13 protein-coding genes are annotated in these 17,717 nt (G+C 63.0%); 3 read left to right on the top strand and 10 right to left on the bottom strand.

The window, feature by feature from the left end; genetic code table 11:
• Positions 1-118: 118 nt before the first annotated feature.
• Positions 119-1,537: an amino acid permease gene (locus QYE47_RS12905; RefSeq protein WP_003254987.1), complete on the top strand. Its 1,419-nt coding sequence runs from the start codon at positions 119-121 to the stop codon at positions 1,535-1,537.
• A gap of 36 nt (positions 1,538-1,573) precedes the next feature.
• On the opposite strand, the gene QYE47_RS12900 is transcribed toward QYE47_RS12905, so the two are convergent.
• Both QYE47_RS12900 and QYE47_RS12895 read right to left on the bottom strand, forming a co-directional pair.
• Positions 1,574-3,193, bottom strand: coding sequence for an FMN-binding glutamate synthase family protein (locus QYE47_RS12900; RefSeq protein ID WP_019438132.1), 1,620 nt, complete (start codon positions 3,191-3,193; stop codon positions 1,574-1,576).
• A 285-nt stretch (positions 3,194-3,478) separates the two neighbouring features.
• Positions 3,479-7,759 (bottom strand): DEAD/DEAH box helicase, encoded by a 4,281-nt coding sequence (locus tag QYE47_RS12895; protein ID WP_070383520.1) that lies wholly within the window; start codon positions 7,757-7,759, stop codon positions 3,479-3,481.
• 136 nt (positions 7,760-7,895) lie between these two features.
• Between QYE47_RS12895 and QYE47_RS12890 the strand changes: the two genes are divergently transcribed.
• Complete coding sequence (locus QYE47_RS12890) at positions 7,896-8,309, top strand: NUDIX domain-containing protein (protein WP_014589900.1); 414 nt, start codon at positions 7,896-7,898, stop codon at positions 8,307-8,309.
• On the opposite strand, the gene metR is transcribed toward QYE47_RS12890, so the two are convergent.
• Positions 8,293-9,210 carry a transcriptional regulator MetR gene (gene metR, locus QYE47_RS12885; protein WP_003254981.1) on the bottom strand — a complete coding sequence of 306 codons (918 nt, stop codon included), beginning with the start codon at positions 9,208-9,210 and terminating at the stop codon, positions 8,293-8,295. The two genes, QYE47_RS12890 and metR, sit on opposite strands and share 17 nt — an antisense overlap.
• Positions 9,211-9,405: 195 nt before the next feature.
• Between metR and QYE47_RS12880 the strand changes: the two genes are divergently transcribed.
• Positions 9,406-10,401: an alpha/beta hydrolase gene (locus QYE47_RS12880; protein ID WP_070383521.1), complete on the top strand. Its 996-nt coding sequence runs from the start codon at positions 9,406-9,408 to the stop codon at positions 10,399-10,401.
• 117 nt (positions 10,402-10,518) lie between these two features.
• Here QYE47_RS12880 and QYE47_RS12875 read toward each other — a convergent pair whose 3' ends face one another.
• The 7 genes from QYE47_RS12875 to QYE47_RS12845 form a co-directional block, all read right to left on the bottom strand.
• Complete coding sequence (locus QYE47_RS12875; RefSeq protein WP_014589902.1) at positions 10,519-10,854, bottom strand: GlpM family protein; 336 nt, start codon at positions 10,852-10,854, stop codon at positions 10,519-10,521.
• Between the two features lie 24 nt (positions 10,855-10,878).
• Positions 10,879-12,207: a sigma-54 dependent transcriptional regulator gene (locus QYE47_RS12870; RefSeq protein WP_010952238.1), complete on the bottom strand. Its 1,329-nt coding sequence runs from the start codon at positions 12,205-12,207 to the stop codon at positions 10,879-10,881.
• The gene (locus tag QYE47_RS12865; protein WP_019438135.1) at positions 12,204-14,108 is read right to left on the bottom strand and encodes an ATP-binding protein; all 1,905 of its coding nucleotides are present in this window, start codon (positions 14,106-14,108) and stop codon (positions 12,204-12,206) included. The genes QYE47_RS12870 and QYE47_RS12865 overlap by 4 nt, the downstream gene beginning before the upstream one ends.
• A 68-nt stretch (positions 14,109-14,176) precedes the next feature.
• Positions 14,177-14,911 (bottom strand): amino acid ABC transporter ATP-binding protein, encoded by a 735-nt coding sequence (locus QYE47_RS12860; RefSeq protein WP_014589904.1) that lies wholly within the window; start codon positions 14,909-14,911, stop codon positions 14,177-14,179.
• A complete protein-coding gene (locus QYE47_RS12855) occupies positions 14,908-15,579 on the bottom strand; it encodes an amino acid ABC transporter permease (protein ID WP_003254970.1) in 672 nt (223 codons plus the stop codon). Before QYE47_RS12855 ends, QYE47_RS12860 begins: the two co-directional genes overlap by 4 nt.
• A complete protein-coding gene (locus tag QYE47_RS12850) occupies positions 15,580-16,326 on the bottom strand; it encodes an amino acid ABC transporter permease (RefSeq protein WP_010952242.1) in 747 nt (248 codons plus the stop codon).
• Positions 16,327-16,471: 145 nt separating this feature from the next.
• Positions 16,472-17,389: a glutamate/aspartate ABC transporter substrate-binding protein gene (locus QYE47_RS12845; protein ID WP_014589905.1), complete on the bottom strand. Its 918-nt coding sequence runs from the start codon at positions 17,387-17,389 to the stop codon at positions 16,472-16,474.
• Between the last annotated feature and the right edge of the window lie 328 nt (positions 17,390-17,717).

The following is a 17,717-nucleotide window of genomic DNA, read 5'->3' as shown; positions in this document are numbered from 1 at the left end:
TCTAGTCCGGCACATGGGCCGGCCCACAAGGCCAGCCTGGCAAGCCAACGCCACGCCTATCGGCATGGTCGCGGCTGCACGAAGGTCAAATCCAATAACAAAATGAGGTTGTATTGCTATGCCAGTCGGCAACCACTCTGCCCACGGCCAGGCCACTGAAGGCGGCCCGCTCAAGCGTGAACTGGGCGAACGGCACATCCGCCTGATGGCGCTGGGCGCCTGTATCGGTGTCGGTCTTTTCCTCGGTTCGGCCAAGGCGATCGAAATGGCCGGTCCGGCCATCATGTTGTCCTACATCATCGGCGGCCTGGCCATCCTGGTGATCATGCGCGCCCTTGGTGAAATGGCCGTGCACAACCCTGTCGCCGGCTCGTTCAGCCGTTATGCCCAGGATTACCTCGGCCCATTGGCGGGCTTCCTGACCGGCTGGAACTACTGGTTCCTGTGGCTGGTGACCTGTGTTGCCGAAATCACGGCAGTGGCCATCTACATGGGCATCTGGTTCCCCGACGTTCCGCGCTGGATCTGGGCCCTGGCGGCGCTGGGCAGCATGGGCGCGGTCAACCTGGTGGCGGTGAAGGCTTTTGGTGAATTCGAGTTCTGGTTCGCGCTGATCAAGATCGTCACCATCATCGCCATGGTGCTTGGCGGCATCGGCATCATTGCCTTCGGCTTTGGCAATGACGGTGTGGCAGTGGGGATCTCCAACCTGTGGAGCAACGGCGGCTTCATGCCCAATGGTGTGACCGGCGTGCTGATGTCGCTGCAGATGGTGATGTTCGCTTACCTGGGCGTGGAAATGATCGGCCTCACCGCCGGTGAAGCACGCAACCCGCAAAAGACCATTCCCCAGGCCATCGGCTCGGTGTTCTGGCGCATCCTGCTGTTCTACGTCGGCGCGTTGTTCGTGATCCTGTCGATTTACCCGTGGAACGAAATCGGTAGCCAGGGCAGCCCGTTCGTCATGACCTTCGAGCGCCTCGGCATCAAGACCGCCGCCGGCATCATCAACTTCGTGGTCATCACCGCGGCGCTTTCGTCGTGCAACGGCGGCATCTTCAGCACCGGGCGCATGCTCTATAGCCTGGCACAGAACGGCCAGGCCCCGGCGGCCTTCGCCCGCACCTCGAAGAACGGCGTGCCACGCAATGCGCTGCTGCTGTCGATCGGCGCGTTGCTGCTGGGCGTGCTGGCCAACTACCTGGTGCCAGAAAAAGTCTTCGTCTGGGTGACCTCGATCGCCACCTTCGGTGCGATCTGGACCTGGGTGATGATCTTGCTGGCGCAGTTGAAGTTCCGTGCCGGCCTTACCACTGCCGAGCGCAAGGCACTGAAGTACCGCATGTGGCTGTGGCCGCTGAGCTCGTATCTGGCACTGGCCTTCCTGGTGCTGGTGGTGGGGCTGATGGCGTACTTCGAGGATACGCGTGTGGCCCTGTACATCGGCCCGGCGTTCCTGGTGTTGCTGACAGTGCTGTATTACACGTTCCGCCTGGCGCCGAAAGACGCACAAGGTGTGACGAGTACAGCCTCCTGACCTGACGTGGGGCCGCTTTGCGGCCCCAGCGTTCTCTCAGGCCGCCACTTCGCTGTGCGGCTCGAAACTGTCCGCCCGGGCCAGTTGCCACATCCGCGAATAGAACTGCCCGTTCACCTCGCCGGTCAGCAGCTCACCTGGCTTCAAGAACACATGCATCTGCGAGAACAGCTTGATTTCGGTGGCCGAAATGCGCCGCACCAGGTGCTTGGCCTCCAGTTGTGCCGGATGCTCCAGGCCTGCCGCCGCCAGCATTTCTGCCAAGGCACGCAACGTGTTGTGATGGAAGTTCAGCACCCGCTGGGCTTTGTCGGGCACCACCAGCGCGCGCTGGCGCAGCGGATCTTGCGTGGCCACGCCGGTCGGGCACTTGTTGGTGTGGCAGCTTTGCGACTGGATGCAGCCGATGGCGAACATGAAGCCGCGTGCCGAGTTGGCCCAGTCGGCGCCAATGGCCAGCACGCTGGCGATGTCGAAGGCGCTGACAATCTTGCCGCTGGCGCCCAGCTTGATCTTGTCGCGCAGGTTCAAGCCGACCAGGGTGTTGTGCACGAACAGCAGGCCTTCACGCAGTGGCACGCCGATATGGTCGGTGAACTCCACGGGCGCTGCGCCGGTGCCGCCTTCCTTGCCATCGACGACGATGAAGTCGGGCAGGATGCCGGTTTCCAGCATGGCCTTGGCGATGCCCATGAATTCCCACGGGTGGCCCAGGCAGAACTTGAACCCCACTGGCTTGCCACCGGACAGCTCACGCAACTGGGCGATGAACTGCATCATTTCGATCGGTGTCGAGAAGGCGCTGTGGCGCGACGGTGAGATGCAATCCTCGCCCATCAGCACGCCACGGGTTTCGGCAATTTCCTGGGTGACCTTGTGTTTGGGCAATATGCCGCCATGGCCGGGCTTGGCGCCCTGGCTCATCTTGATCTCGATCATGCGCACCTGAGGGCTGCGCGCCTGGGCGGCAAAGCGTTCGGGATCGAAGCGCCCATCTGGCGTGCGACACCCGAAGTAGCCGCTGCCCAGTTCCCACACCAGGTCACCACCGTGCTCGCGATGGTAGGGGCTGATGCTGCCCTCGCCGGTGTCATGGTGGAAATTGCCCAGTTTGGCGCCCTGGTTGAGCGCACGGATGGCATTGGCGCTGAGTGAGCCGAAACTCATGGCCGAAATGTTGAAGATCGACGCGGAATACGGCTGGCTGCACTGCGGCCCACCGACGATGACGCGGAAGCTGGCCGGGTCGGCCAGCGGTGCCGGGCGCATGGAGTGGCCGATGAACTCGAAACCGGATTCATATACGTCGATCAGGGTGCCGAAAGGTTTGTCCGAGGCTTCGTTCTTCGCCCGGGCATACACCAGCGAGCGCTGGGCGCGGGAGAAGGGCAGGGCATCGCTGTCGGACTCCAGCAGGTACTGGCGGATTTCCGGACGAATGGCCTCGACCAGATAGCGGATGTTGCCAAGAACCGGGTAGTTGCGGCGGACGGCGTGGCGCTGCTGCAGCAGGTCGAACAGGCCGACCAGGCTGAGAATGCCTGTGGACAGGGTGAACGGCCACAGCCATTCGTGGTGGCTGAAGGGGAGGCTCGCCAGGGTGAACAGCACACAGGCGGCGAAGAAGGCATAGCGACTGAGAAGTGACAGGCTCATACAGGGTCCTTGCGATGGCGCGGTCAGGCTCAGGGCCTGGGGGCAAACCCCGACCATAGCCAAGTTGCCGGGCCCTGCAAAATAAAATCGGGGTAGCGAAAATCATTCTCGACCCGAGCCAAATTGCCTGGGCGCAGCGCAGATCGGTGGTGGGCACACATTGATGATTGGGCGCAGGCCGTCGTGTAGGAGCGGGTTTACCCGCGAAAGGGCCGGGCCTGCTGGCCAATTTCTACCCGCCGGTCAGCGTTGCCGCCGCCACCGTATTCGCGGGTAAACCCGCTCCTACAGGGGGGCGCGCAGCAGTTTTTGCCGCCAGCTTTCCTGCTCCTGTGCGGACGCCTCGACCAGATACGCGTAACGCCCGGCCATCCGCACCGCCACCGGTATCCCGTCGCGATACAGAAGCCGGTTGCCAATCACTGCCGGCACTTTTGCCCCGGGCAGCAACGAGCCGATCAGATTCAGCGGGTCACCGGCGCTCACCACCTGTAGCGTTCCGTCCGGTTCACGTCGTCTCACTTGCCGCAGCAATACTACCGCCTCAGGCAAGGCGAACTGTTCACCGGCCAGCCCGGCAATGAAGCGCCCGCCCCGGATCTCGCCACGCGCTTCCAATCGGTGATAGCAGCGCAGCAGCTCACGCCAGGGCGGCAGTACATCACTCTCGCGCGCCAACAGCCGCCAGCAGATCACGCCATAGCGGCGCAGCAGCGTGCGGGCAATGTGCTCCAGGCGCTGGTCGTGATCCGGTGGCGCATCGCTGCGGCGCAGCAGGGCCCAACGTCCGGCATGCGCCATGCTGCTGGAAAGCGGCGGGTGGCCTCGGCGGCTGTTACGTGAGCTGCGCTTGGTTGCAGGCGTGATCAGGCTGCGCAAGCCAGTGAAACTGTCCGCCCCGGCCAGGCCCGAGCCCACCAGCTCCTGTAGTGCAGTCTCCAGTTCACTGGGCAGCAGGTGTGCCTCATGTGCCAGTTCATCGAAGAACAGCGCACCCTGGGTTTTCAGCGCTTCGTGCACACGTTGCGCACGTAGGCCAAGGGCGTCGACAGCAGGTGCGGGCGCCAGGCTGCGCCACGTGTTCAACTGGTCCCGCGGCAGCAACACCAGTGGGGTACTGGTCAACGTGCTGCTCGCTACTGTTGCCGCCAGCCGGCTCCAGGCAAACTGGCCGCTTCGGCAGGCTTCGTCGAGCCAGTGCGGACTGTAGTCTTTGATACGCGCCGGCAGCAGTTCCGCCTCCCAGGCCGCTGCGGCGCTGGGGAACCCTTGTAACTGGCCCAGCACTTCGGCCACCGCCTGCGGACCACGCAGGCGCTCGTCTGGCGCCAGGTGCTGCCAATCGAACAGAAAGCGCATGAAGTCTTGCAGGCTGACCGGTTCGATCTCGCGGCGCAGGCGTTTGACCGTGTAGCGGTGGATGCGTGCCAGCAAGTGGCGTTCGCACCATTGCAGGTCAGTTGCACCTGGGCTGAAATGCCCGCGCAGCACATAGCCTTCGGCTTCCAGGCGGGCCAGAGCCTGCTCGATATCGGTTACCGGTTTGCCCAATGGTGCAGCGATTTGCGCCAGGGTCTGTGGGCCATGGCCGCTCAGGCGCGCGCGCAGCAGTTCGCTCAGTGCGTTGTCGGGCTCGATGGGCTGGTCGAAGCCAGCGAGCCGTTCGAGCGCTGGCTCCCTGTGCGCTGTGGGGTACAGTGCCAGCAGCAGGTTCAGGCGTTCGCGGGCCAACCACAGCTTGTCATCGGGCAGGCGCAAGGCACGCCCGGCCTTGGCCAGCTGCCTTAGCAGCAAATCCCAGCAGGGGTTGGCATCTATCTCGACCTGAGCGATGGCACCCAGGCTCATCAATGCTTCGTGCATTTCGTCGGGATTGGTCGGCTGTGGCCAGGCCTCGGCCGCGACGGCAGCAATGGCATCAGCGTCCAGCGCGCCCAGGTCGTCGCTACTGTGCACGTCGTTCCAGCGCCGGTTGAGTACCGCCTGGGTACGTCGTTCTTCCAGTGGCGCATCGTCCAGAAAGGCATAAGGCCGGGCGTTGAGAATCGCTGATGCCAGCGGCGAGGGGGCGGGCAAGTCCCGGCACAGCAAGCGCACTGCACCGCTTTCCATGCGCCGCAGCAGGGCCAGCCAGCCTTCGCTGTCCATCGCCTCGTGCAGGCAGTCGTCGAGGGTTTGCTCGACCAGCGGGTGGTCGGGAATCTGCCGCTCGCCGACGATGTTCTCCAGGCAGGCGATCTGGTCGGGGAACACGGCGGCAACCAGGTCCTCACTCTTCATGCGCTGGATTTGTGGCGCCACCTTGCGTCCGCCCACAAAGCGCGGCAGTGCCATGGCCACGCCTGCATTCCAGCGCCAGCGCACGCCAAACAGCGGTGCATCGAGCAGGGCCTGGATGAGAATCGGCTCGGCGCTGCGGCTGTTCAGGTAACGCCACACTTCGTCCAGCTCGAAACTGTGGCTGGTCGACAGTGACAGCACGATGGCGTCCTCGCTGGCGGCAGCCTGCAATTCGAAGTTGAAGGTGCGGCAGAAGCGCTTGCGCAGGGCCAGGCCCCAGGCGCGGTTGATGCGGCTACCGTAGGGTGAATGAATGATCAGTTGGGTCCCGCCGGACTCATCGAAAAAACGTTCCATCACCAGCGTATCCTGCGAGGGCAGGGCGCCAAGCACTTCACGGGTGCGGGCCAGGTAGTCGAGCAACTGGCCCGCACAAGCTTCGTCCAGTTCGAAGGTCGCCTGCAACCAGGCCAGTACCTCCACCGTGTCGCCGCCTGCCTGCGCCAGTTGCTGGTCGATTCGCGCCTGCAGCCGGGCCACGGCGGCAGACAGCTCGTCACTGCGCCCCGGCGCTTCACCCAGCCAGAACGGAATGGTCGGTGGCAGGCCATGAGCATCCTCTACCCGCACCCGGCCCGGCTCGACGCGCAGAATGCGATAGGAGGCGTTGCCCAGCTGGAAAATATCGCCGGCAATGCTTTCCACGGCAAAGTCTTCATTGACGCTGCCGATGTTCAGCGCCTGCGGTTCCAGCAACACGGCGTAGTCGGCGTTGTCGGGGATGGTGCCGCCGCTGGTCAGCGCGGTCAGTTGGCTGCCACGTCGGCCACGCAGCGTGCCGCTCACTGCGTCACGGTGCAAGTAGGCACTGCGCACACCCTGGCGGCCGTTGTAGCCCTCGGCGAGCATGCGCAGCAGGGCCTGGTAATGGTGCTGGTCAAGCTCGGCGTAAGGTGTGGCCTGGCGCAGGCAATCCAGCAGATCCTGTTCGTGCCAGGCCTGGTTGCTGGCTTCTGCGACGATCTGCTGGGCCAGCACATCCAGCGGTGCCCGGGGGATGTGCAGTGCGTCCAGTTCGCCCTGTCGAACGCAGTCAAGCAAGGCAACGCATTCGATCAGGTCATCGCGTGAAGTGGGGAACAGGCGCCCCTTCGGCACACCATCGACCTGGTGTCCAGCGCGGCCAACCCGTTGCAGGAAGGCGGCAATCGAGCCCGGCGAAGCTATCTGGCAGACCAGGTCGATATCGCCGATATCAATGCCAAGCTCCAGCGATGCGGTCGCGACCAGCACCTGGAGCTGGCCGCTCTTGAGCCGCTGCTCCGCATCCAGGCGCAGCGCTTTGGACAGGCTGCCATGGTGTGCGGCAACCGCCTCCTTGCCCAGCCGGTCGCTGAGGTGGCGGGTGATACGTTCGGCCAGGCGCCGGGTGTTGACGAATACCAGCGTTGTGCGGTGCTCACGGGCAAGGGTGGCCAAGCGGTCATACACCAGGCCCCAGACATCGGTGGCCATCACCGCCCCCAGCGGTACCGGCGGCACTTCGATGGCCAAGTCACGCTTGCGGGCATGGCCGATATCGACAATGGCGCAGGGGCGCCCGCTACCCATCAGAAACTGTGCCACCCGTTCGACCGGGCGTTGTGTAGCGGACAGGCCGATCCGCCGCAGTGGCTTTTTGCACAAGGCTTGCAGGCGCTCCAAGGTCAGGGCCAGATGGGCGCCACGCTTGTTACCGGCCAAGGCATGGATTTCGTCGACGATTACCGTGTGCACATGGGCCAGGCCTTCACGGCCAGAAGCCGAGCCCATCAGCACATAAAGCGATTCGGGGGTTGTCACCAGAATGTGCGGGGCCAGCTTGCGCATGGCGGCGCGTTCCTTCTGCGGAGTATCGCCGGTGCGTACCGCCGTGGTGATGCGTGGGGCGTTCAGGCCTTGCTCTGCAATGGCTTGGCTGATGCCTTCGAGCGGGGCCTGCAGGTTCAGACGAATGTCATTGGACAGGGCCTTCAGAGGTGAAACGTAGATCACCAGGGTCCGTGCGGGCAGTTCGCCCTGGTGCTTCATGCCTTCACGCAGCAGCTCATCAAGCACGGCCAGAAAAGCGCTCAGGGTCTTGCCTGAGCCGGTTGGCGCGGCCAGCAGCATGGATTGCCCGGCGTGGATCAACGGCCAGGCCTGAGCCTGGGCATCGGTGACCGTGGCGAAGTGGCGGCGGAACCAGGTGCTGACGGCAGGGTGGAACAGCTCGAGCACTGGGTGGTGTTTGGCGGGCAGGTTCATGTGTTGTTTATGGAGGGTGTGCAACAGGTTGGCAAGGGGCCGCTCGTCTGCCAGGCCGATACAGGAATGACCGGCCTTGTCAGGCCAATGACCCCATGGGATCCTCGCGGGTCATTTTATTCAGCGAGCCCACTTCATGCCCAACATCATCCGCATCGCCGCCGCCCTGCTGATCGACCCTCAGGGCCGCACGCTGCTGGTGCGCAAGCGTGGCACCGAGGCTTTCATGCAGCCAGGCGGCAAGATCGATGCCGGTGAAACGCCGGTGCAGGCGCTGGTGCGCGAGTTGCAGGAGGAACTGGGCCTGCGCATCGACCCGGCTCAGGCCATGCACCTGGGCCAGTTCAGTGCCCCCGCCGCCAACGAACCAGGCTTCGAAGTGCAAGCTGAATTGTTCCGTGTCGACAGCGCCGCTGCCGTGGTGCCGGCCGCAGAGATCGAGGAGGTGGTCTGGCTGGCTGCAGATCAGGTGCCCGGCATGCGACTGGCTCCCCTGACCCGCGACCTGATCCTGCCGCTGTATCGCCAGGCGCTCAACGCACCGCGCTGACACCGTCGAGAGTGGCGAACGAGGTGTCCTTGGCCGTCAGCAAAAAATCGCGCATGTACGGGGCATCGAGCATGTCGGTGCGTACGGCGGCATAAAGCGTGGCAAACAGGCCTTTCTCGCCCAGGCGTTTGCCCTTCACATAGCCGCGCGAGCTGTACTCGTGCAGTGCCCAATGCGGCATGCCGCATACGCCACGGCCACTGGCCACCAGCTGCATCATCATCACCGTCAGCTCTGAGGTACGCACGGCGGCTGGCTCGATGTCGGCCGGCTCCAGGAAGCGCGTGAAGATGTCCAGGCGATCGCGCTCCACCGGGTAGGTGATCAGCGTCTGGTCGAGCAAGTCTTGCGGCACGATGTAAGGCTTGCTGGCCAGCGGGTGCTGGTTGGCCACTGCCAGCATCGCCTCGTAGGTGAACAGCGGCACATAAGTGATGCCTGCCAGGTCTACCGGGTCGGAGGTCACCACCAGGTCAAGGTCGCCGCGGGCCAGGGCTGGCAGCGGGGCGAAGGCAAAGCCCGAGGCCAGGTCCAGTTCCACTTCCGGCCAGGCATCACGGAACTGGTCGATGGTCGGCATCAGCCACTGGAAGCAACTGTGGCATTCGATAGCCATGTGCAGGCGTCCGGCAGTGCCTCCGGCCAGACGTGCGATGTCACGTTCGGCACTGCGCAGCAACGGCAGGGTGGCATCAGCCAGTTGCAGCAGACGCAGCCCGGCGCTGGTGAAGCGGATCGGCTTGGTCTTGCGCACGAAAATCGGGAGGCCCAGGCGCTCTTCAAGCTCCTTGAACTGGTGCGACAACGCCGACTGGGTCAGGTGCAGGCGTTCGGCGGCCTCCACCAGGCTGTCGGCTTCGCGCAAGGCATGAAGGGTTTTCAGGTGACGGATCTCCAGCACAGATGACTCCGGGGTGTGGAATTGAAGAAACAGGGAATGAATTGAGTTTCTCTCATGATGCGGCATCTGTCGACTGGGCGATCGTCGCACCGCCTGGCGGGAGTCATGAAACTGTCACCGAACTGTGGCAGCGCGCCCGAACAGAATTCATCAGACTCGCGCTCTACTGGGGATCTGCATTCTGGTGTTTCTTTCATGCGGGCTTTTTGGTTTTTTCTTTTCTTTCTGTTCAGCGCACCGGCGAGTTTCGCCGAACAGCACTGTGACGCCCGGGTGCCGGTGCAACGTGCCGAACTTGGTGCCGTCAGCCTGGTATACCAAAGCGTGGGTGCGCCACGCGACCCGGCCTTGCTGCTGGTCATGGGCTTGGGCGGGCAGCTGATTCATTGGCCAGATGATGTGGTCGAGGCATTGTGCCGCCAAGGTTTTCGGGTGATCCGCTATGACAACCGCGATGTCGGCCTGTCACGCTGGAACCAGATGCCACCGCACGCCAACCTGACGCTCGAACTGTTGCGTTACAAGTTGGGCCTGCACGTGTCGGCGCCCTATACGCTGACTGATATGGCCGATGACGGCTTGCGCCTGATGGACGCGTTGGGCGTGCGCCAGTTTCATGTATTGGGGGTAAGCATGGGCGGCATGATTGCGCAGCACCTGGCGGCGATGGCGCCCGAGCGAGTGCGCAGCCTGACGCTGGTCATGTCCAGTTCAGGGGCGGCGGGGCTGCCGGCGCCGGACCCGGCGCTGGTGCAGTTGCTGGCCCGGCGCAGCGCACCGAACCGAGAAGTGGCAATCGAGCAGCAGGCCGACCTGCTGGCGGCCTTGGGCAGCCCTGAGGTACGGGACGACCGCGAAGTGTTGCTGCACCAGGCGGCGCAGGCCTACGACCGGGCGTTCAACCCTGACGGGGCCAAGCGCCAGATCATGGCGATACTGGCCGAGCCGAGCCGCGTCGAGTTGCTCAACCAGTTGCGAGTGCCGACCCTGGTGGTACACGGCACGGCTGATCCGTTATTGCCGGTCATGCATGGCGTGCACCTGGCGGCGCATATCCAGGGCAGCCAGTTACGCTTGATCCCGGGGTTGGCGCACCGTTTTCAGGAGCCGTTCAAGGCGCCGTTACTGGGGGCGGTGTTGCCTTATTTGCAGGCGCATAGGCAAGCGGTCACGCACATCGCAGGGCTCTGAATCCGCGCAGGCTGCTTCGCGGGCTTGCTCGCTCCCACAGGTGCTGCACCGATCTCAGACATTGTGGAGACCCTATGGGAGCGGGCGAGCCCGCGAAGCAGCCAGTGCCGATTTCGATCAGTGCATCCGCACCCACACAGTCACCAGCACAGTCGCGGCGATCAGCCAGGCCAGCGTGGCCAGCGCCATCGAAGGCTCGAGGCGCAAGCGGTCGACCAGTACATACAGGGTTGCCAGGTACACGAAATACGGAATGATCGACCACATGCCAAACAGGATGGTGGTCTTCAGGTCGGCAATGCTGCGCCCCTTGCCGACGATGTAGTGCGCAATCAGGGCAAAGGTGGGGAACAGCGGCACCAGTCCTGCGATGTAGTAGTTGCGCGTTTTCGACAGCACCGCCAGCAACAGCACCACGCCTGCGCCCAGGGCCGCTTTGAATACCAGGTCCACGTTGTTTTCCAGTTTGGGTTCGAGTCAGGCGAGGCCGTATTTTTTCACTTTGTCGAACAGCGTGGTCTTGGCCATGCCCAGCTCCTGGCTGGCCTGGCTCAGGTTGCCACCCGTGCGTTGCAGGGCATCAGTGAGCAGGTTGCGTTCGAATGCTTCCACCGCCTCGGCAAAAAGCAGGCCTTGGTTGGCACCACCGCTGGGGCCTTTCTTGAACGCTGGCAGGCCGAGGGCATAGCGCTCGGCCACGTTACGCAACTCGCGCACGTTACCCGGCCAGTCATGGGCCATCAGGCGCGACAGGGTCTGGCTGTCCAGTGTCGGTGTTTCGCGGTCGAAGCGCAGGGCCGACTGCTGCAGAAAATGTTCGAACAACTGCAGGATGTCTTCACGGCGCTCACGCAGCGGCGGCAGCTCCAGGGTGACCACGTTCAGCCGGTAATACAGGTCGCTGCGGAACTGGCCGCTCTGGCCCAAGGCATCGAGGTCGGCCTTTGTCGCGGCGATCACCCGGCAATCCACCGGGATGCTCTGGTTCGAGCCCAATCGCTCCAAGGTGCGCTCCTGCAGCACACGCAGCAGCTTGATCTGCAGGTTGATCGGCATGCTCTCCACTTCATCGAGGAACAGCGTGCCGCCATTGGCGTGTTCGATCTTGCCGATGCGGCGTTTGCCGGCACCGGTGAAGGCGTTGGCTTCGTGGCCGAATATCTCGCTTTCAAACAGGTTTTCCGGCAGGCCGCCACAGTTCAGCGCCACGAACGGGTGGCTCTGGCGTCGGCTGAAGTCGTGCAGGCACCGTGCGACCAGCTCTTTGCCGGTGCCGGTCTCGCCTTCGATCAGCACGTTGGCTGAGGTGTCGGCGACGTTGGCGATCAGTTCGCGCAAGTGCTCCATGGCCGGTGAGCGACCAATGATGCGTCCCTCCAGGCTGCTCTGTTCGGCCAGCTGGCGGCGCAGGGCCACCACTTCGCGTGACAGCCCGCGCTGTTCCAGCGCGCGGCGTACCACATCGACCAGGCGCTCGGGGGAGAACGGTTTTTCCATGAAGTCGTAGGCGCCGTTACGCATGGCGCCAACGGCCATGTCGATATCGCCATGGCCAGTGATCAGTACCACCGGCAGGCTGCGGTCACGGGCCTTGAGGCGATTGAGCAGCTCCAGGCCATCAATACCCGGCAAGCGGATATCGCTGACGACAATGCCGGCGAAATCGTCGCCGATGCGTTCCAGCGCCTGTTCGGCGCTGCCTACGCCCTCGCAGGCGATATCCTCCAGGGCCAGCGCCTGCTGGCAGCCGAGCAGCACATGCGGGTCGTCTTCGACGATCAGGACGGTAAGAGGCGCTTGGTTCATGGATGCTCTGCCGATTCGCTAGGGGGTGAAACCAGAGGCAGGGCCAGGACAAAGGCCGTGCCGCCGGTGACGGGATGCTCGACGTTTAGGCTTCCCTTGGCGGCGGCGGCAAGGCTCGCCGACAGGGTCAGGCCCAGGCCCAGGCCATGCTCGCCCGGTTTGGTGGTAAAGAAGGGTTCGAACAGGTGCTTGCGCGCTTCGGGGTCGATACCGTGGCCATTGTCGCGCACCTGCAAACGGTACTTGTCACCCTGCAACTCGCCTTCCAGCCATAGCTCAGGCTGCGGTTGCGCGGCCATGGCGTCAAGGGCATTCCCGATCAGGTTGACCAGAATCTGCTCCAGGCGGGTCTGGTCGATGGCCAGTTGCTGGTCCTCGAACTGGTGGTGCAATTGCAAATGACAGGCACTGATGCGGTTGGCCAGCACCTGCAGGGTGGCCTCTACTGCCTTGGCCAGTGAAGCCTGGCCGCTGTCATCGCCGCGCCGGGCGAACGAGCGCAGGCTGGCGGTGATGCGGCCCATGCGGTCGATCAGGTCATTCATGGTGCGCAGGTTGGTGCTGGCAGTTTCCAGCGCCCCGCGCTCAAGGAAGCGCACCGTATTGCCAGACAAGGTGCGCAGCGCAGCCAAGGGTTGGTTCAGCTCGTGGGCAATGCTGGTAGACATTTGCCCGATGGCGGCCAGCTTACCTGCTTGCACCAGCTCATCCTGGGCGTGGCGCAAAGTCTGCTCGGCATGCCGGCGCTCGCGAATCTGGCCCTTGAGGCGTTCGTTGCTGGCGCGCAGGTCGGCGGTGCGTTCGGCAATCCGTCGCTCCAGCTGGCTGTTGGCCTCTTCAAGGGCTTCGCGGGCCGCCAGGCGGGTGGCGATCACTTTGCGCCGCTCGTTCCAGGCAATGCCGAGGATCGCCAGCAAGGCAAAGGCCACGCCCACCAGAATGCCCTGCACCATGGATTCGCGACGCAGGTCCTGCAGTGGGGTCAGCAGGGTGAAATGCCAGGGTGTGTCGACCAGGCGCCTGGTTTGCGCCAGGTAGGCCACTTCGTGCGGTTTGCCATGAGCGGTTTCGGTGTTGGCCGGGAAGGTCAGTTTTTCCACACCATCGGCCAGGGTTTCCCGGGCCAGGGGCTGCAATTCGTTCAGCGGCCACCAGTAGTACTGCAGGCTTCGCGCCAGGCGCTCCTTGATTTGCGGGGTCAACGGGCGCACCGACTTAAGGCGCCGGGCCGGGTCGCTGGAGAGAATGATGATGCCATTCTCGTCGCTGACGAACGCCTCCAGGCGGGCACGCTGCCAGCGCTCCTCGAGGGTGTCCAGGCGCACCTTGATCACCGCAACGCCTATGATCTTACCGTGCTCTTCAAGGCCATGGGCCAGGTAATAGCCAGCCTCGCCAGTGGTACTGCCGATGCCGTAGAAACGCCCGGGCTCGCCGCGCACGGCAGTCTGGAAGTAGGCGCGGAACGACAGGTCTTCACCCAGGAACGAGTCGGCATCGCGCCAGTTGCTGGTGGCCTGTACCCGGCCATTGGTGTCCAGGACGAAGATGGCTCGACTGCGACTGCGACGGTTCAGGCCTTCAAGGTATTCGTTGACCGTCTGGCGTGAGGCGCCGTCCGGGTCGGTGAGCAGGTGCGAGACGCTGTCTTCCAGCTCCAGCAGGCTCGGCAGGTAGGTGTACTTGCTGATTTCGCTTTCGACCGTGCGTGCATGCAGCTCCAGCTGGCGTTCGCCGTTTTCGCTGAGGGTGCGGATACCATTGCTCTCGCTGATCAGGTAGCCAGCCATTCCCAGGCCGACCATCAGCAGGATGATCAGTGGTGGTAACAGCAATTGACGGATCAGGCGGGAATTCACGGCAGGCTTGGCAGGGCGAAGTAGCGAGGGATCGCATTTCATCACAGTGGCCTTGTTACGACCAGCTTCCGCTGCCTGGTGGGTCCCTGGCAGCGGAAGCTGTGGCCGGGTCAGTGCTGCAGGATCTTGCTGAGGAAGTGCTGGGTGCGCTGGTCGCGGGCGCTCTGGTCACCGAAGAACGCTTCCTTGGTGCAGTCTTCGATGATGCTGCCCTTGTCCATGAAGATGACCCGGTTGGCGACTTTGCGGGCAAAGCCCATCTCGTGGGTTACGCACATCATGGTCATGCCTTCGTGGGCCAGTTGCACCATCACGTCCAGTACCTCGCTGACCATTTCCGGGTCCAGTGCGGAGGTGGGTTCGTCGAACAGCATGACGATCGGGTCCATCGCCAAGGCGCGGGCGATTGCCACGCGCTGCTGCTGGCCACCGGAGAGCTGGCCGGGGTGTTTCTTGGCATGGGCACTGAGGCCTACACGCTCGAGCAGCGCCAGGCCCTTCTTGGTGGCTTCCGCCTCGCTGCGGCCCAGCACCTTGCGCTGGGCAATGGTCAGGTTCTCGGTGATGGTCAGGTGCGGGAACAGCTCGAAGTGCTGGAACACCATGCCCACCCGCGAGCGCAGCTTGGGCAGGTTGGTCTTAGGGTCGGCAATCGAAGTGCCATCGACCACGATGTCGCCCTTCTGGAACGGCTCCAGCGCGTTGACGCACTTGATCAGGGTGGACTTGCCCGAGCCCGACGGGCCACAGACCACCACTACCTCACCTTTCTTGACCTCGGTGCTGCAGTCGGTCAGTACCTGGAAGTCGCCGTACCACTTGTTGACGTTCTTGATGGAAATCATACGGTGATCCTTTTTTGCAGGCGCTTGACCAGCCACGAAGCGGAGAAGCTGATGAGGAAGTAGACGACGCCGGCGAAGATCAGGAACTCATGGGAGCGCCCGATGATGTCGCCGTTGGAGCGTGCCGAGTTGAGGAAGTCGACCAGGCCCACGGTGTACACCAGCGAGGTGTCCTGGAACAGGATGATGCTCTGCTGCAGCAGCAGCGGGGTCATCTTGCGGAAGGCCTGGGGCAGGATGATCAGGCGCATGGTCTGCGCGTAGTTCATGCCCAGCGCTTGTGCGGCGCCCATCTGGCCCTTGGAGATCGACTGCACACCGGCGCGTACGATTTCGCAGAAATACGCGGCCTCGAACATCATGAAGGCGACCACGCAGGAGGTGAAGGCACCCACCGGGGTATCTTCGCCGGTGATCCAGCGCAGCACGAACGGTACCGCCAGGTAGAACCAGGTGATCACCAGCAGCAGCGGGATCGAGCGGAAGTAGTTGACGTAGGCGCCGGCCACGTTCGACAGCAGTTTGCTCGACGACAGGCGCATCAGGGCCAGGATGGTGCCCAGCACGATACCGCCGATGACGCCCATGACCATCAGTTTGAGGGTCATGACCATGCCCTCCCAGAGGGCAGGCAGGGCGGGGATGATTTCGCTGAAATCCATTTCCATTTACTTGCCCCCCACGGAAATCAGGCCAGGCACGGCGACTTTCTTCTCGACCATGCGCATGAGCAGCATCAGGCCCATGTTCAGGGTGAAGTAGATCAGCGTGGCCAGGGTGAACGCCTCGAACAGGTTGGCGGAAAACTCTGCGGTCTGTTTGGTCTGCGCGAGCAGCTCCATCAGGCCAATCAGCGACGCCACCGAGGAGTTCTTGAATACGTTGAGGAACTCGGAGGTGAGCGGCGGAATGATGATCCGGTAGGCCTGCGGCAGCAGCACATTGTTGTAGATCTGCGGGAGGCTGAAGCCCATGGCGCGAGCGGCAGCTTCCTGGCCTTTGGGCAGCGCCTGGATACCGGTACGCACTTGCTCACAGACGCGCGCGGCGGTGAACAGGCCCAGGCAGATGACCACGCTGATCAGCGCCGAAGTGGTCGGGTTGAGGTCCTGCTTGAACCATTCCTGCAAGCCTTCTGGCAGCAGGTCCGGTACCAGGAAGTACCAGATGAACAGTTGCACCAGCAGTGGCACGTTGCGGAACAGTTCCACGTAGGCGGTGGCGATACCCGATACCAGGCGGTTCGGTACGGTACGCATGACACCGAGGAGCGACCCCAGCAGCAGCGCGATGATCCAGGCGGTGATGGCGATGGCGATGGTCCAGCCCAGGCCGGTGATGTACCAGTCCAGATAGGTTTCGCTGCCCACGCCGGTGGACTTGAAGAACACGCCCCAGTCCCAGTTGTAATTCATCGGGATTTCCCCTCAGACGGTTGTTTCACGGGCACCTTCGAGCATCCGGGGGCGCTTGGCGCCCTCGGATGAAAGGTTAGACACTAATGAGTGGCCTGCAGAATTGATTCGTGCTTGTGAGCACCAGGCCACTATTTGCTGAGGATCAGGACTTCTTCTCGTCCGCAGCCTTGTCGGTCGGCTCGGCGATCAGTTTCTTCAACTCGTCGCTCATCGGGAACTGGAGGTTCAGGCCTTTTGGTGGAATCGGCTGCTGGAACCACTTGTCGTAACTTTTGTTGACTTCGCCCGACTTGAAGTAGGCAACGATGGCGTCGTCGACCGCTTTCTTGAACGCAGCGTCATCCTTGCGCACCATGCAGCCGTAGATTTCGTACGACTGAGGGGTACCGGTGATGACCCAGTCCGCTGGCTTGCGCGCCTTGGCCATTTCACCGGCGAGCAGGGCGTCGTCCATCATGAAGGCCACAGCGCGGCCGCTTTCGAGCATGTTGAAGGCTTCACCGTGGTCCTTGGCGGAAATCACGTTCATCTTCATCTGCTTGTCAGCGTTCATCGCCTTGAGGATGCGCTCGGAGGTGGTGCCGGCGGTGGTCACCACGTTCTTGCCGGCCAGGTCCGGGAAGTCTTTGTATGCCGGCTGACCGTCCTTGACCTTGGTCAACAGGCGGGTACCGACTTCGAAGATGCCGACCGAGAAGCCAACCTGTTGCTGGCGCTCGACGTTGTTGGTGGTGGAGCCGCACTCCAGGTCGACGGTGCCGTTCTGCACCAGCGGAATACGGGTTTGCGAGGTGACCAGGTTGTAACGGACCTTGATGTCCGTGCCCAGTTGCTTTTTCAGCGCGTCGACGACGGCCAGCTGGATGTCATGCGAGTAACCGACGGGCTCGGATTTGCCGGCCAGGTAGGAAAATGGAATGGAGGAGTCGCGGTGCCCCAGGGTGATGGTGCCCGATTCCTTGATCTTCTTCAGGGTGCCGGTGAGCTCCTCGGCCATGGCCGGCGAAGCGATGACTGCAGCCGCGATGGCTGCGCCCAGCAATTGACGAACGATACGCATCAAATTTTCCTCGACGTGTTTGTTTTTTTTATGGAGCCGTTGGCGGACTCTTCGTTCAACGAATACAGCAAGAAGCGGGTGCATTCGGCTACCAAGTGTAGAGCATGACTCGTGCCAAGCCCTGCTGTCGACCTTAAACCACTGGTATTGCTCGTGCTTGACAGTCTCGACATCTCTCCAGGGTTCGCCAGGCCGAATAAACAGCGATTGCTCGTTCGGTTATCCGAACGCATGGGCAGCCACCTATCCCGGTATCGCTTGCGGTAACTATGCAGTGCGCGGCAAGGGCTCAGACGTAGTGAGCTTTGCTCTTTGCCTGGAGAGTTCC

The organism is Pseudomonas sp. 2,4-D, assembly GCF_030418155.1.
Lineage (GTDB): Bacteria > Pseudomonadota > Gammaproteobacteria > Pseudomonadales > Pseudomonadaceae > Aquipseudomonas > Aquipseudomonas alloputida.
The sequence above is the reverse complement of the archived record's forward strand: the minus strand, read 5'-3'. Positions and strand labels throughout refer to the sequence as shown.

Excerpts from the sequence above, each read along its gene's own strand:
- QYE47_RS12900 (WP_019438132.1), bottom strand. The coding sequence starts at position 3,193 with ATGAGCCTGTCACTTCTCAGTCGCTATGCCTTCTTCGCCGCCTGTGTG.
- QYE47_RS12850 (WP_010952242.1), bottom strand. The coding sequence starts at position 16,326 with ATGAATTACAACTGGGACTGGGGCGTGTTCTTCAAGTCCACCGGCGTG.
- QYE47_RS12880 (WP_070383521.1), top strand. The coding sequence starts at position 9,406 with ATGCGGGCTTTTTGGTTTTTTCTTTTCTTTCTGTTCAGCGCACCGGCG.
- QYE47_RS12845 (WP_014589905.1), bottom strand. The coding sequence starts at position 17,389 with ATGCGTATCGTTCGTCAATTGCTGGGCGCAGCCATCGCGGCTGCAGTC.
- QYE47_RS12870 (WP_010952238.1), bottom strand. The coding sequence starts at position 12,207 with ATGAACCAAGCGCCTCTTACCGTCCTGATCGTCGAAGACGACCCGCAT.
- QYE47_RS12865 (WP_019438135.1), bottom strand. The coding sequence starts at position 14,108 with ATGAAATGCGATCCCTCGCTACTTCGCCCTGCCAAGCCTGCCGTGAAT.
- QYE47_RS12890 (WP_014589900.1), top strand. The coding sequence starts at position 7,896 with ATGCCCAACATCATCCGCATCGCCGCCGCCCTGCTGATCGACCCTCAG.
- QYE47_RS12905 (WP_003254987.1), top strand. The coding sequence starts at position 119 with ATGCCAGTCGGCAACCACTCTGCCCACGGCCAGGCCACTGAAGGCGGC.
- QYE47_RS12855 (WP_003254970.1), bottom strand. The coding sequence starts at position 15,579 with ATGGAAATGGATTTCAGCGAAATCATCCCCGCCCTGCCTGCCCTCTGG.
- QYE47_RS12860 (WP_014589904.1), bottom strand. The coding sequence starts at position 14,911 with ATGATTTCCATCAAGAACGTCAACAAGTGGTACGGCGACTTCCAGGTA.
- QYE47_RS12895 (WP_070383520.1), bottom strand. The coding sequence starts at position 7,759 with ATGAACCTGCCCGCCAAACACCACCCAGTGCTCGAGCTGTTCCACCCT.